The sequence below is a fragment of the Pseudomonas guariconensis genome (assembly GCF_040822035.1).
Taxonomy (GTDB): Bacteria; Pseudomonadota; Gammaproteobacteria; order Pseudomonadales; family Pseudomonadaceae; genus Aquipseudomonas; species Aquipseudomonas guariconensis.
Window position 1 is genome coordinate 803,115 of sequence record NZ_CP162012.1, and the last position, 13,370, is coordinate 816,484.

The window sequence follows — 13,370 nt, forward strand, 5'->3', positions numbered from 1 at the left end:
TGCTGGGCAACGGCGTTAGAATGGCCGACTGTTTTCGTTCCCCGGATGCCTGTGCCTTGCTGACCGAGCCCCGCCGCCGCGCTTACCTATCCGCCATGCAAGTGGTGCATTGGCTGCCGCGCGCCGAACTGCCGTTCGCCGCACCGTCGCGTCCGGAGCTGTTGGCGCCTTTGGCGCCGGTCGAGGACGTCGAAATCGACGTGCGGGCCTCGGTGCCATCGTCCGAGCAGGCGCCAGCCGCGCCGCTGGCCCGCTCGGCGGAACGACCGAAGATCGAGATCCCCCGACCTGGCAGCGCTCCCAAGCCCGCCAGCAAACCGGTCGAAGTCGAGGAGCAGGCGCCGGCACCCCGGCCAGTGCCTGTGCCGCCGCCGCGTTTCGCCCTGCAATTGCTGCGTGCCGGCAGTTGCCTGCTGTTGGTGGAGCTGGCCACCGGCCAGCCGTTCCAGAGCCGTGACCCGTCTTACTTGCTGCTCAAGGACATGCTGCGCGCCGCCGGCCTGCCCGATGCGCCGCAGATCATCGGCGAGCCGGTGCGCTGGCCGCTGCTGGTACGCGGCAACATGGACCAAGGCCCAGAGGCTGCGCGCGACTTCGTCCAAGGGTTCATTCAGGCTCGCCTGGAAGAGGCGCCCTGCACCTGCCTGTGGCTGGTCGGCCTGCCAGCCGTGCGCTTTGCCGGCCAAGCCGACAGCGAGGCCTACTACCAAGAACTGAAGGTCGAGGGCCTGGGCGATGCCTGGGCCTTGCCGGGCCTTGAACTGTTGATGGACGAGCCGCAACGCAAGGCGGACGTCTGGCAAGCGATGCGCCGGCTGATGGCGCGCTGGAAGAGCGTTGAATGAGTGACTCGATCAGTTTCCGCCGAATGACCGAGGCGGATCTGGATGCCGTGCTTAAGATCGAATATGCCGCGTTCAGTCATCCCTGGACCCGCGGGATCTTTCAGGATGCGCTCAAATCCTACGAAGTGTGGCTGATGTTCGACGGGCAGCAGCAGGTGGGGCATGGCGTGATCAACGTGATCATCGACGAAGCCCACTTGCTCAACATCACCGTCAAGCCCGAGAACCAGGGACGCGGCCTGGGCCTGCGCTTGCTCGAGCACCTGATGGCGCGGGCCTATCAGCTCAATGGTCGCGAATGTTTCCTGGAGGTGCGCGCCAGCAACCAGTCGGCCTATCGTTTGTACGAGCGCTACGGATTCAACGAAATCGGCCGGCGCCGGGACTACTATCCGGTCGCCGGCGGCCGCGAAGACGCCCTGGTGATGGCCTGCACCCTGCTCGAAGAGTGACCTTGCAGGAGCAGGTCGTGTCACACAGCCATACCCTGATGAGGCAACGACCATGCATGACCTGCAGGAACTGATCGACAACAATGAGCGCTGGGCCGATGCGATCAAGCAGCGCGACCCGGATTTCTTCGCCAAGCTGGCCCGCCAGCAAACCCCCGAATTCCTCTGGATCGGCTGCTCCGATGCCCGCGTGCCGGCCAACGAGATTGTTGGCATGCTGCCGGGCGATCTGTTCGTGCATCGCAATGTCGCCAACGTGGTGCTGCACACCGACCTGAACTGCCTGTCGGTGATCCAGTACGCGGTCGAGGTGCTCGAGGTCAAGCACATCCTGGTCACCGGCCACTACGGCTGCGGCGGGGTGCGGGCGGCCATGCAGGACCGCCAGCTGGGCCTGATCGATGGCTGGCTGCGCTCGATCCGCGACCTGTATTACGAAAAGCGCGGCGAGCTGGCCAAGCTGGAGAGCGAAGAGGCCAGGGTCGATCGGCTGTGCGAGCTCAATGTCATCCAGCAGGTCGCCAACGTGGCTCATACCAGCATCGTGCAGAACGCCTGGCATCGCGGACAGGAGCTGTCGATTCATGGCTGTATCTATGGCATCAAGGATGGTCGCTGGAAGAGCCTGGACACCACCATCAGCGGCTTTGCCCAGTTGCCGCCTCAATATCGCCTGCGGCCTCTTGAGTAGCCCTTACCTCAATAGCGCGGGGCCCGTGCTTTACTCGGTGTAGGGACGAGCACAGGAGTGGTAGATGAAAGGCATGACGCTGCTGGCATTGGCGGCAAGTCTGGTGATGGGCGCCCACGCTCGCGCCGATGATCGAGACCTGTGGATGTTCGCCCAATGGGCGGGTGACCACGAGACGCGTGCCTTCCGCCAGATGCTGGTGGATGCACGCCTTTATGGTGTAGTGCCGATCCATCAACTGCTGCGCTCGGCCTCGGACTGGCGCCTGTGCCAGGCCTCGCCCTTCGCCGTGCCGCCGGCCGCCCAATGGCCCCAGGTGCGATCCACCTTGGCGCTGCTCAAGACCCTTGATGAACAAGGCATCCTGCGTCAGTTCGAAGTGGTCTCGGCCTATCGCGATCCGCGCCTGAACGCCTGTGCGGGCGGCGCGCCGGGTAGCGCTCACACGCGGGCTTTCGCGGTCGACGTGCTGCTGCCGGCGTGGTCAGATCCCAATCCGCTTTGCCGCTTCTGGCAGCAGCACGGCCAGGCCTGGAACATGGGGCTGGGGCGCTACCCGACTGGGCGCATTCATCTGGATACCGCAGGGTTTCGGACTTGGGGTGGCGACGGTCACTCGGGCTCGTCGTTCTGTATCAAGCCCAAGTGAGCCAAGCAGCTGTGGCACTCCTGAACCACCCACGTCGCGAAGCGCTGGCGCTTGTCACCGGCCTCCAAGGGGCGGGGGCTGAGCAGGTGATAGGCAGAGCCATCACGCAGGAAGCCAAACGGCGCCTGAAGCTGTCCGCTGTCGAGCTCGTCGCGAACCATCAAGGCTGAAGCGATCGCCAGGCCCAGGCCCGCGCTGGCGGCCTGTATCGACAGATAGAAATGCTCGAAGTCGCTACGCTCGGTCTCTCGGGCCTGTCTACCGTCCAGGCGCAGCCAAGTGCTCCAGGCGTTGGGGCGGGTGGCGCTGTGCAGCAGCCGTTGGCCTTCGAGGCTGCCTCCCAGGTTGGGTTGGCAGACCGGGCCGATCCATTCGTCGCAGATCTTCAAGCTGTGCAGCTGTCGGTCCCAATGGAAGTCGTCACGCCGCAGGGCCAGGTCGACACCCGCTCGTGCGAAATCCAGCGGGCCGCCAGCGGCCACCAGGTGCAGTTGCAGGTCAGGGTGGGTGGCGTGGAAGCGGGGCAGGCGCGGAATCAACCAGCGCATGGCGATGGTCGGCTCGCACGACAACACCAGGACGTTATCGCGCTCCTGGGTTTGCAGGCGCTGCACCGTGCCTTCCAGTTGTTCGAAGATCGATTGGGTGGTGCTGTGCAGTGTCCGGCCGGCAGCGGTGAGGAAGATCGCCCGGTTGCGCCGTTCGAACAGTTCGATGCCAAGGCTCTCCTCCAGCAGTCGCACCTGGCGACTGACCGCACCATGGGTCACATGCAGGCGCTCGGCGGCGCGCACGAAGCTTTCGGTTTCGGCGGCGATGTCGAAGTAACGAAAAGCGGTAAGTGGCGGCATTTTCATGATCGTGTCGGCGCGACAGCCCTGTGGGAGTGGGTTCGCCCGCGAAGGGAATCCTGTGTTTTCAAGAGCGAGTTCGCTCTCAAATCCGTGAAAGAAACTAGCGGATTTGTCGCACTATAAATCGATTTTTGCCTGTGGATAAGCCCTCGATAATTGGCGCTTCTGTGTATTTTCATCGCCTATCGAGGAGTTTTTTGTGAATGAACTGATCGCTGTCGCCCTGTTCACCGTGCTGGCTGTCATCAGCCCGGGCGCTGACTTCGCCATGGTCACCCGCAGCAGTTATGCGCAAGGGCGCAAGGCAGGACTTGCCGCTGCCATCGGCATCGCATTGGGGGTGCAGGTGCATGTGCTGTACACCGTCCTGGGTATTGCCGTGATCATCAGCCAGAGCCCGGTGTTGTTCATGGCGATGAAGGTGGTGGGGGCGGGCTACCTGATCTACCTGGGCTACAAGTCGCTGACCAACACCTCACGCATCTGCCTCGATGGCCTTGCGCAGGACGGCCAGGCGAGCACGTTGCAGGCGTTGCGCACGGGCTTTCTGACCAATGCGCTGAATCCCAAGACCATGCTGTTCGTCGTCAGCGCCTATACCCAGGTCGTGCAACCGGGTAGCCCGTTAGCCCTGGACTTTGCCTATGGTGCGTTCATGTCCTTTGCCCATTGGCTGTGGTTCAGCCTGGTGGCGGTGTTCTTTTCCAGTGCGGTGTTGCGCAAGGCAATGATCGAGCGGCAGGTGATGGTCGATCGGGTGATCGGCGTAGCCTTGATCGGGCTGGGCGTCGCGGTGGTGGCGGCGGGGGTGCGATGAGTGATAGAGCTGGCGCGACTTTTCGCGGGCAAAGAAAAAGGGCTTATCTTTCGATAAGCCCTTTTCAATATGGTGGCTACACAGGGACTTGAACCCCGGACACCGGCATTATGAATGCCGTGCTCTAACCGACTGAGCTATGTAGCCAAGTGGCGCGCATTATTCGCCTGAAACGCGATTGTGTCAACACTCATTTCAAAAAAAATTTACGCGCTTTCAATCGCTTAGCCAGAAAGCCCTGAATCCGCGCATCACCAGACAATGGCCGAGCACCTTGACCAGGCGCGAATGCTGTTCGCCAGCCAAGCGTGCTGCGCGCTGTGTGGGGGGTCGATGGTGAAGTCATCACTGACGCGCCGCTGGAGAGATTGTGGCGACAATATAAAAAGGTAGCTATCTATCTACTTATTTCCGGATAATCGGATCCCAAATTCGCGGACGGAATACCTGCCATGGCCATCAGCAGCGCCCAGACTTCCACTGCCGCCAGCGCGACGGCCCAAGCCAACCCGCTGGTGATGCGCATCATCGCCTTCTGCGCTTTGGCGCATCTGATCAACGACTTGATCCAGTCGGTGTTGCCAGCCATCTACCCCATGCTCAAGGCGAACTATGACCTGAGCTTTGCCCAGATCGGCCTGATCACCCTGACCTTCCAGGTCACTGCCTCGCTACTGCAACCTTGGGTGGGCTTTTTCACCGACCGGCGACCGACGCCGAACCTGTTGCCTCTGGGCACGGTGTGCACGTTGGTGGGGATCGTGATGCTGGCGTTCGTCGGCAGCTTTCCGATGATTCTCCTGGCCTCGGCGTTGGTAGGCATCGGCTCGTCGACCTTCCATCCGGAAACCTCGCGGATCGCCCGTCTGGCCTCGGGCGGACGGTTTGGCCTGGCCCAGTCGACGTTCCAGGTTGGCGGCAATGCCGGCTCTGCCTTCGGCCCGTTGCTAGCGGCGGCGATCGTCATTCCCTTCGGCCAGACCCACGTGGCCTGGTTCGGACTGGCCGGATTGTTCTTCTTCGCCGTGACCTTGCTGCTGCGCCGCTGGTACACCGGGCACCTCAACCAGTTCAAGGCGCGCAAGGCCGTACAGGCCAGCCATGGCATCTCCCGCCAGCGAGTGATCCTGGCGCTGGTGGTACTGGGCCTGTTGGTGTTCTCCAAGTACTTCTACATGGCCAGCTTCACCAGTTACTTCACTTTCTACCTGATCGAGAAGTTCGACCTGTCGGTGGCCAGCTCCCAGTTGCACCTGTTCCTGTTCCTCGGCGCAGTGGCCGCCGGGACCTTCTTTGGCGGGCCGATCGGTGATCGCATCGGGCGCAAAGCGGTGATTTGGTTCTCCATCCTGGGCGTGGCGCCATTCACCCTGGTGCTGCCCTATGCCGATCTGTTCTGGACCACCGTGCTCAGTGTCGTGATCGGCTTCATCCTCGCGTCGGCCTTCTCCGCGATCGTGGTGTACGCCCAGGAACTGGTGCCTGGGAGTGTCGGCATGATTGCCGGGATCTTCTTTGGCCTGATGTTCGGGTTCGGGGGCATTGGGGCGGCGTTGCTCGGGTATCTGGCTGACTTGCGGGGAATCGAGTACGTGTACGGGTTGTGTTCGTACCTGCCGTTGTTCGGCCTGCTGGCGGTGTTCTTGCCGTCCACCAGCAAGCGCTGATGTCGTTGGGACCGCCTGGCGGTCCCGAGATTGACGAGTCGGCGGCCGTTGGCCTAGAGTGCCGGCTCTTTTCTTTCCACGTAGTCGATGCAATGCGCTGTTCCCTGAGTTCTCGCCTTGTTCGCCGGCCTGCTTTCCAGGCTGCACGTCGCACGTGGCCGAGCGACACGGTGCTCAAGCGTCGACGCAGCGTGCTGTTCGCCTTCACTTTCTCGCCACACCTTGCCCTGATCTGATCCGCGCTTACCTGCGCCGCGCCTTTGCGGTGCGCGTCTGCGCTTGCATCTGTTTTCAGTGATTTTTCCAGCCGACCGGGCCCCCATGGGGGCTGCCTGGCGGCGCGCAAGGAGTGGTACATGAACATGCGTTTACTGGCGGGCCTGTTGTTCGCCGTGTCAGTGGTGGGCTTCAGCCTCGGAGCGAGCCTGCCGCTGGTGTCGTTACGCCTTCACGAGGCGGGGGCCAGCACCCTTGAAATTGGCATCATCTCGGCCATTCCGGCGGCAGGAATGATGCTCTCGGCGTTCATGGTCGATGCCTGCTGCCGGCACCTGACCCGGCGCACCATCTACCTGTTCTGCTTTAGCCTCTGCACCCTGAGCATCGCCTTGCTGGAGTGGTCGTTCGCCTCGATCTGGTACCTGGCGCTGCTGCGCCTGGCGTTGGGGGTTGGCATGGGAATCGCGATCATCCTGGGTGAATCTTGGGTCAACGAGCTGTGCCCGGATCACAACCGCGGCAAGATCATGGCGCTGTACGCCACCAGCTTCACCGGCTTCCAGGTGCTGGGCCCGGCGATGCTGGCGCTGGTCGGTGCCAATAGCCCCTGGGTCACCGGCGTGGTGACGGCCTGTTACGGCCTGGCCCTGTTGTGCATCCTGCTGACGGTGCCCAAGGATCATGTGGAACACGGCGAGGAGGGCGAAAAGAGTTTCACCCTCGCCGGCTTCTTCCGCGTGGCACCAGCGCTGTGCGTGGCGGTGTTGTTCTTTTCCTTCTTCGATGCCGTGGTGCTGTCGTTGCTGCCGGTGTACGCCAGCAGTCATGGCTTTGCGGTGGGCGTGGCGGCGCTGATGGTGACGGTGGTGTTCGCCGGCGACATGATCTTCCAGTTGCCCCTGGGCTGGCTGGCCGACCGGGTCGAGCGCACCGGGTTGCATTTGGTGTGCGGGGTAGTGGCGATGTCGATCGGCATAGGTCTGCCGTGGCTGTTGCAGGCAACCTGGTTGCTCTGGCCGATGCTGGTGCTGCTGGGGGCAGTGGCCGGTGGCATCTACACCTTGGCGCTGGTGCTGATCGGCCAGCGCTTCAAGGGCCAGGACCTGGTCACCGCAAACGCCAGTGTCGGCTTGCTATGGGGTGTCGGCAGCCTGGTCGGGCCGCTGGTCAGCGGCGCGGCGATGGATGTGGCGCCCCATGGGTTGCCGATGGCGCTGGCGCTGATGGCGGGTCTGTTCGTGTGCTTTGCCCGGCAGTCGTATCGTCGGGCGGCCAGGCTGCGGGCTGTGACAGACTGACGCCAAGGCGCTGCCAATATCGGTCTGTTCGCAGGCATTTCGCGAAGAAGGCGCCACGGAGCAAGACCATTGAAAGCGGAATTACCCGCGCAAGATCCGTCGTTTAGCCGGTGAGCGATTGGTCTAAGCTGGGTGTTTTCCGCTCCCTGGAGGGCACTGCGCATGATCCACGCCGACCTCTCGCCCGCGGCCTACCGTGAAGCCACGGATTATCTGGCCGCTCTGGACCCGGACTGGGCCCGGCATATCGACACCATCGGCCCTTGCCTGCACAGCGCTGCGCCCGAGCGTGAACCCTTCGAAGCGCTGGTGCGGTCGGTGGCCTATCAGCAACTGCATGCCAGGGCAGCCGAGGCGATCCTGGCGCGGATGCTGGCCTTGTTTCCTGATGCCGCATTCCCCGAACCTGAGCAGCTGTTGGCGACACCGCCTGAGGTGCTGCGCGGCTGTGGCTTTTCTGCGAGCAAGCTGGCGACCGTGCAGGGTATCGCCCAGGCGCGCCTGGACGGTATCGTGCCCAGCCGCGAGCAGGCCATGACCTTGACCGATGACGCACTGATCGAACGGTTGGTGAGCCTGCGCGGTGTTGGCCGTTGGACGGTGGAGATGCTCCTGATCTATTGCCTGGAGCGCTCTGACATCCTGCCGGTGGACGACTTCGGCGTACGGGAGGGTTACCGGCGGCTCAAGGGCATGGACAAGGCCCCGACCCCCGCGCAGTTGCGTTCGTTGGGTGGGGTATGGAGCCCGTATCGGACGGTGGCGTCCTGGTATCTGTGGCGGGCTTGAACCGATGACGCACAGATTGCTCGGCAAGAATCGGAGTGCCACGCTCCAAGCACCCTGTCAGGCTTGAACCATCCGCAGCCAGGAGATGCCCATGAAGCCTGCCTCGACTTACCTCACCGATACCGACCGCTGGCACGCTGTGCAGGCGCGCGACGCTGCGGCCTGCGGTCATTTCGTCTATGCCGTGCGCACCACGGGGGTCTATTGCCAACCCGGTTGCAAGTCGCGGCTGGCCAAGCGCGAGAACGTCGAGTTCTTCGCCGATAGCGGGGCTGCCGAGGCGGCCGGTTATCGTGCTTGCCGACGCTGCACCGAGGCCAAGGCCGAGCAGGTTGCGCGACGCACTGAGCTGGTTGCTCGTGCCTGTCGCTTGATCGAGGCCAGCGACACCGCACCCAACCTCGAGCAACTGGGTGAGCAACTGGCACTGAGCCCGTTCCACCTGCATCGCCTGTTCAAGGCTGAAACCGGCCTTACGCCCAAGGCCTACGCCTCGGCCTTCCGCGCCCGTCGCCTGCGCGAGCGGCTCGATGATCAAGGCAGTTCCGTGACCGACGCGATCTATGACGCCGGTTACAACTCCAACAGCCGATTCTATGAAAGCGCAGGCCAACGCCTGGGCATGCGCCCGCGCGAGTACCGCGCCGGCGGGGCGGGGGCGAGGATCCGATTCGCCATTGGCCAATGTTCTCTGGGGGCGATCCTGGTGGCCCAGAGCGAGCGCGGCATCTGCGCCATTCTGTTGGGAGACGACCCGGAGCAGCTGTTGCGCGAGTTGCAGGATCAATTTCGCAATGCGCAGTTGATCGGCGGTGATGCCGGCTTCGAGCAATTGGTTGCGGTGGTGGTGGGCTTTGTCGAGCAGCCGGCAATAGGGCTGGCCTTGCCGCTGGATGTGCAGGGCACGGCCTTTCAGGAGCGGGTCTGGCAGGCGCTGCGTGAGGTGCCGCTGGGCAGCCGGGTCAGCTATACCGACATCGCCCAGCGCATCGGCGCGCCCAAGGCCGTGCGTGCGGTGGCCCAGGCCTGCGCGGCCAACCACCTGGCCGTGGCGATCCCCTGCCATCGGGTGGTGCGCCGCGATGGCGACCTCAGTGGCTACCGGTGGGGTGTCGAGCGCAAGCGGCAATTGCTGGAGCGAGAAACGGCACTCACGTGATCATCAGGAGCAGCGTAGAATTCTCGCCCAATCGAGCTTGTAAATAGGGGAATTCGATGGGGCGACTCAGCCATTGCCGTTTTTACGTGGGAATCCTCGCCTTGTTGCTGTGGGTGGCGACACCGGCCTGGTCGGCATCCGTCGGGCCGCTGAGCCTGGACGAACTGCCGGTGCTGGACGAAAACGCCAGCTTGAAGCAACTGACCGATCGGCTTGATCAGGTTCGCCAGGAACTGACCAGCGAAGCCAACGATGACTTGCTGTCACAGTTGCGTCAGGCCGCCTTGCAGGTGCAGCGCCAAGCGGACGCCTTGAGCGCCCAGCGTACGACCGATGTCGAGCGTCTGGACGACCAGCTCAAGGTCCTTGGCCCAGTATTGCCGGATGAAGCCGAGAGCATCACGCGTCAGCGCAAGCAGCTCAGTGACGAGAAAAAGCAGGTGCTGGCCGAGCAACAGCAGGCCATCAAGCTGACCCAGTCGGCGCGCGACCTGGCTACGCAGATCGTCAACCTGCGCCGCAGCCAGTTCAACTCCCAGGTCACCACCCGTGCTGCCAGCCCCTTGAGTCCGGCGTTCTGGTCGAGCCTGATCCGGCCGACCGACGAAGATGTCGCCCGCCTGCGCGATCTGCGTGGCGAGGCGACTGACGCTGTGGCCAGCGCCTTCAGTGCCGATCACCGCTGGTTGTTCATTGGCAGCCTGGCGGCCGCGCTGTTGGTCTGGACCTGGGTACGCCGCTTGCTCGAGCGCTTGCTGGCCAACGCCATGGTCCGCTGGTTGCCCGAGGGCCGCCTACGTCGCAGCGCCTTGGCCTTGAGTGTCAGTCTGGCGACCTTGAGCACCATCGGCGGCTCGGTGTCGTTGGTGCGTTGGGGCCTGGAGAACAGCGCCGAGCTGGGCAATGACATTGCCAGCTTGACCAACCACATTCTGGCGCTGGTGGTGTTCAGTGCCTTCATTGCTGGCCTTGGCCGCGCCATGCTGATGCTCCAGCGTCCGTCCTGGCGACTGCCGCCGATTCCGGATGAAGTGGCCAGCGCCCTCGGCTGGTTCCCCAAGCTCCTGGCGCTGGCGTTGATGGTGCTGCTGACCCAGGAGCGCATCAACAGCGTGATCGGTACCAGCCTCGCGCTCACCGTGGCCACCAATGGCCTGACCGCGCTGGTGGTGTCGCTGATCTTCGTCGCAGCGCTGGTGCGCTATCGTCGTGCCCGCAAGCAGCATCAGCTGGAACGGGCACCTGGGCTTGCGGGGCTGATCCCGTTCGTGATCGTGGTGTGGGTCGCGTTGGTCCTGCTGGCGCTGCTCACCGGTTACCTGACCCTGGCTTATTTCCTCACCGCCAAGCTGCTTTGGGTCAGCGTGGTGGGCACCTGCGCCTACCTGCTGGTCACGGTGTTTGGCGATCTGTGCGAAACCTTGCTCTCGCCACGCCAGCCTGGTGGCCTGGCCCTGGCCGCTGCGCTGGGGCTGCAGCAGCGCCACCAGGCCCAGGCCAGCACGATCCTGGCAGGGATCGGCCGCACCTTCTTGTTGTTTGTCGCCGGCCTGCTGGTGCTCATGCCGTCGGGCACCAGCCCGGGCGAGCTGCTGCAGAGCCTGGCGGACTGGGATGACACCGGCGGCAAGCTGCTGGGCAACCTGAACATCGTGCCCCAGGACATCCTGCTGGCCGTGGCCATGTTCCTGGGCGGTCTGTTCGCCATTCGTGTGGTCAAGCGCTGGCTGAGCGAGCGCCTGCTGCCGGAGACGGACATGGATGCCGGCATGCGTGCCTCCCTGGTGACCTTGGTCGGCTACCTGGGCTTCTTGTTCCTGGCCATGCTGGTGATGACGACCCTGCGCATCAACCTCACCAGCCTCACCTGGGTAGTCAGTGCCCTGTCGGTGGGTATCGGTTTTGGCTTGCAGCAGATCGTGCAGAACTTCATCTCCGGCTTGATCCTGCTCACTGAGCGTCCGGTCAAAGTAGGTGACTGGGTGAGCCTGGCCGGTGTGGAAGGGGATATCCGCCGGATCAACGTGCGAGCCACGGAAATCCAGATGTCAGACCGCTCCACGGTGATCGTGCCCAACTCCCAGTTCATTTCGCAGAACGTGCGCAACGTCACCATGGGCAATGCCCTGGGTGTGGTCGGCATCACCCTGACCTTGCCGCTGGAAACCGATGCGAACAAAGTGCGCGAACTGCTGCTGACGGCCTTCCGCGAACATGAGTCGATCCTCGATGCGCCGGCCTCGTCGGTGACCTTCAAGGACCTCACCACCAGCGGTATGGTGCTCAGCGTCAGCGGCTATGTGGCCAGCCCCCGCCAGGTGTCGGGCGCGCGCAGCGACCTGTTGTTCACGGTGCTGGGGCGTCTGCGCGACGAGGGCATCGCACTGTCGTCGCCGCAGAGCATGGTGCTGTTGCAGGACAATGCACGGCCAGCGGACGGAGCTGTGTGAGGCCCATCGCGGGCACCCCGGTGCTTTTGAGCGAAGCGTAAATCCTGGAGTTGCCCGCGAAGCCGACGGCTCGGTCGTTCAGACCGGCGTTGTCGGTGTTCGTGGAATAGAGGCGTAAGCACCATCAGGCTCAATGCTGCTTCGCCCGCCGGATCCGCAACAGGATCATCCCCAGCAGCAGAATCACCGGCACCGCCATTCCCAGCAACGCCTCGCGCGCCGTCAGCCCAGCCCCCAGCACGTTCAGCCCGCCATACAGCAGCTTGAACAGGTTCAACAGGTAGTAGGTGATGGCGATGATCGACAGCCCTTCCACGGCCCGCTGGATCTTCACCTGGGCGTCAGCGCGGGCATTGAGGCTGCGCAGGATCTCGGCGTTCTGTTCTTCCATCTCCACTTGCACCCGAGCCTGCAGTAGGTCGCCCAGGTTGGCCACGTTCTTGGCCAATTGTTCCAGGCGTTGCTCGGTGGCCGCGCAGTAACGCACGGTCGGCTTGAAACGCCGCTCGATGAACACCCCTAGACGCTGGCAGTCGCCCACATGGCTTTCGCGCAGCTCCCCCAGGCGCTCGAACACCAGCTGTGCATAGGCCTGGGTCGCGCCGAATCGATGACGGGTCTTGACCGTGCGGCTGACCACCTGGCGCGAGAGGTGGGCAATGGCTTCGAGCAGGGCTTTGGAGTCCTGGCCGTCGACGCTGGCACTGCGTTCGGAGAGGCTCACCAGGGTCCGGTCAAAGGCATCGAGCTCCTGGCTCAACGTCTTGGCCGTGGTGAGTGTCAGCGAAGCCATCATACGGTAGGTCTCGATCTCCAGCAGGCGCCGGATCATGCGACCTTGGCGGTAGGCATTGAGCCGCCGGTTGACGAATAGCAGGCGGTTGGTGCCGTCTTCGGTCAGGCGAAAGTCGCTCCACACCACCGCATCGCCGCCCCCGACGCACGAGCCGCAGGGGTCCTTGAAACCGTACCGTGTCAGGTCCAGGTCCTGCTCGCCACGCACCAGCACCTGTACGGCATTGATCACTTGCGCCGCCTGCGGCGCGACGGCCTCGGCCAGGACCTAGGGCAGCCCCTGCCAGCCGGCATCGTGGGCGGCGCAGGGCACCACCAGCGTCAGGGTGAAGAACTCGGCGTGGCGCTCCCATTTGAACGGATGGCCCTCCAGCCGGGTGATGCCTTGGGCGGCCTCGGTGTCGAGTGCATCCGGGCAACAGCGCTGCAGCAAGGCCCGGCAGTCGGCCTCATCGCCCAGCAGTGCCAGGTGATGGACATGGGCAGGCTCGTTGAAATACAGCGAAGGTCGGGCGTGCAGTTCGTTGTGCAGGGCGGTGCGTTGCGGGTGCATGGGAGGTCTGGCCTGGTGTTGTGATTGTTGGGCTACCAGGGGTGGGACTCTTTCATTTTAGATAAAAGTCACCAGAGGCACAGAAATGTGCCGGCGGGTTGTGGGACCCGCTCGCTGCGTAACGTCATTGTG

The 13,370-nt window shown here is 63.6% G+C and carries 11 protein-coding genes, 1 tRNA gene and 1 pseudogene; 10 read left to right on the top strand and 3 right to left on the bottom strand.

Going from position 1 to position 13,370, the window contains the following annotated elements; all coding sequences use genetic code 11:
• Positions 1-56 precede the first annotated feature (56 nt).
• The 4 genes from AB1N67_RS03595 to AB1N67_RS03610 all read left to right on the top strand — a co-directional run bounded on the left by AB1N67_RS03595 (position 57) and on the right by AB1N67_RS03610 (position 2,637).
• Positions 57-845, top strand: coding sequence for an energy transducer TonB (locus AB1N67_RS03595; protein ID WP_102081248.1), 789 nt, complete (start codon positions 57-59; stop codon positions 843-845).
• The gene (rimI, locus tag AB1N67_RS03600) at positions 842-1,297 is read left to right on the top strand and encodes a ribosomal protein S18-alanine N-acetyltransferase (RefSeq protein ID WP_043208488.1); all 456 of its coding nucleotides are present in this window, start codon (positions 842-844) and stop codon (positions 1,295-1,297) included. Before AB1N67_RS03595 ends, rimI begins: the two co-directional genes overlap by 4 nt.
• A 52-nt stretch (positions 1,298-1,349) precedes the next feature.
• A complete protein-coding gene (can, locus tag AB1N67_RS03605; RefSeq protein WP_367863538.1) occupies positions 1,350-1,988 on the top strand; it encodes a carbonate dehydratase in 639 nt (212 codons plus the stop codon).
• 73 nt (positions 1,989-2,061) lie between these two features.
• Positions 2,062-2,637 (top strand): D-Ala-D-Ala carboxypeptidase family metallohydrolase, encoded by a 576-nt coding sequence (locus tag AB1N67_RS03610; RefSeq protein WP_180962693.1) that lies wholly within the window; start codon positions 2,062-2,064, stop codon positions 2,635-2,637.
• Here the strand turns inward: AB1N67_RS03610 and AB1N67_RS03615 are convergent.
• Positions 2,601-3,494, bottom strand: a complete 894-nt coding sequence (locus AB1N67_RS03615) for a LysR substrate-binding domain-containing protein (protein WP_250034445.1) — start codon at positions 3,492-3,494, stop codon at positions 2,601-2,603. The genes AB1N67_RS03610 and AB1N67_RS03615 overlap by 37 nt on opposite strands.
• Positions 3,495-3,690: 196 nt before the next feature.
• On the opposite strand from AB1N67_RS03615, the gene AB1N67_RS03620 reads away from it, so the two are divergent.
• Positions 3,691-4,308 (top strand): LysE family translocator, encoded by a 618-nt coding sequence (locus tag AB1N67_RS03620; protein ID WP_090345169.1) that lies wholly within the window; start codon positions 3,691-3,693, stop codon positions 4,306-4,308.
• Between the two features lie 70 nt (positions 4,309-4,378).
• Here the strand turns inward: AB1N67_RS03620 and AB1N67_RS03625 are convergent.
• Positions 4,379-4,455, bottom strand: a tRNA-Met gene (locus AB1N67_RS03625).
• A 305-nt stretch (positions 4,456-4,760) separates the two neighbouring features.
• On the opposite strand from AB1N67_RS03625, the gene AB1N67_RS03630 reads away from it, so the two are divergent.
• The 5 genes from AB1N67_RS03630 to AB1N67_RS03650 all read left to right on the top strand — a co-directional run bounded on the left by AB1N67_RS03630 (position 4,761) and on the right by AB1N67_RS03650 (position 11,890).
• Positions 4,761-5,975, top strand: a complete 1,215-nt coding sequence (locus AB1N67_RS03630) for an MFS transporter (protein WP_043208494.1) — start codon at positions 4,761-4,763, stop codon at positions 5,973-5,975.
• Positions 5,976-6,331: 356 nt separating this feature from the next.
• The gene (locus AB1N67_RS03635; RefSeq protein ID WP_043208496.1) at positions 6,332-7,492 is read left to right on the top strand and encodes an MFS transporter; all 1,161 of its coding nucleotides are present in this window, start codon (positions 6,332-6,334) and stop codon (positions 7,490-7,492) included.
• Positions 7,493-7,654: 162 nt separating this feature from the next.
• Positions 7,655-8,281 (top strand): DNA-3-methyladenine glycosylase, encoded by a 627-nt coding sequence (locus tag AB1N67_RS03640; protein WP_367863539.1) that lies wholly within the window; start codon positions 7,655-7,657, stop codon positions 8,279-8,281.
• Between the two features lie 91 nt (positions 8,282-8,372).
• Positions 8,373-9,440 carry a bifunctional DNA-binding transcriptional regulator/O6-methylguanine-DNA methyltransferase Ada gene (gene ada / locus AB1N67_RS03645; RefSeq protein WP_367863540.1) on the top strand — a complete coding sequence of 356 codons (1,068 nt, stop codon included), beginning with the start codon at positions 8,373-8,375 and terminating at the stop codon, positions 9,438-9,440.
• 56 nt (positions 9,441-9,496) lie between these two features.
• On the top strand, positions 9,497-11,890 hold the full coding sequence (locus AB1N67_RS03650) for a DUF3772 domain-containing protein (RefSeq protein ID WP_043208504.1): 2,394 nt from the start codon (positions 9,497-9,499) through the stop codon (positions 11,888-11,890).
• A gap of 130 nt (positions 11,891-12,020) precedes the next feature.
• On the opposite strand, the pseudogene AB1N67_RS03655 reads toward AB1N67_RS03650, so the two are convergent.
• Positions 12,021-13,238: pseudogene (locus AB1N67_RS03655) on the bottom strand (DUF3422 domain-containing protein).
• Between the last annotated feature and the right edge of the window lie 132 nt (positions 13,239-13,370).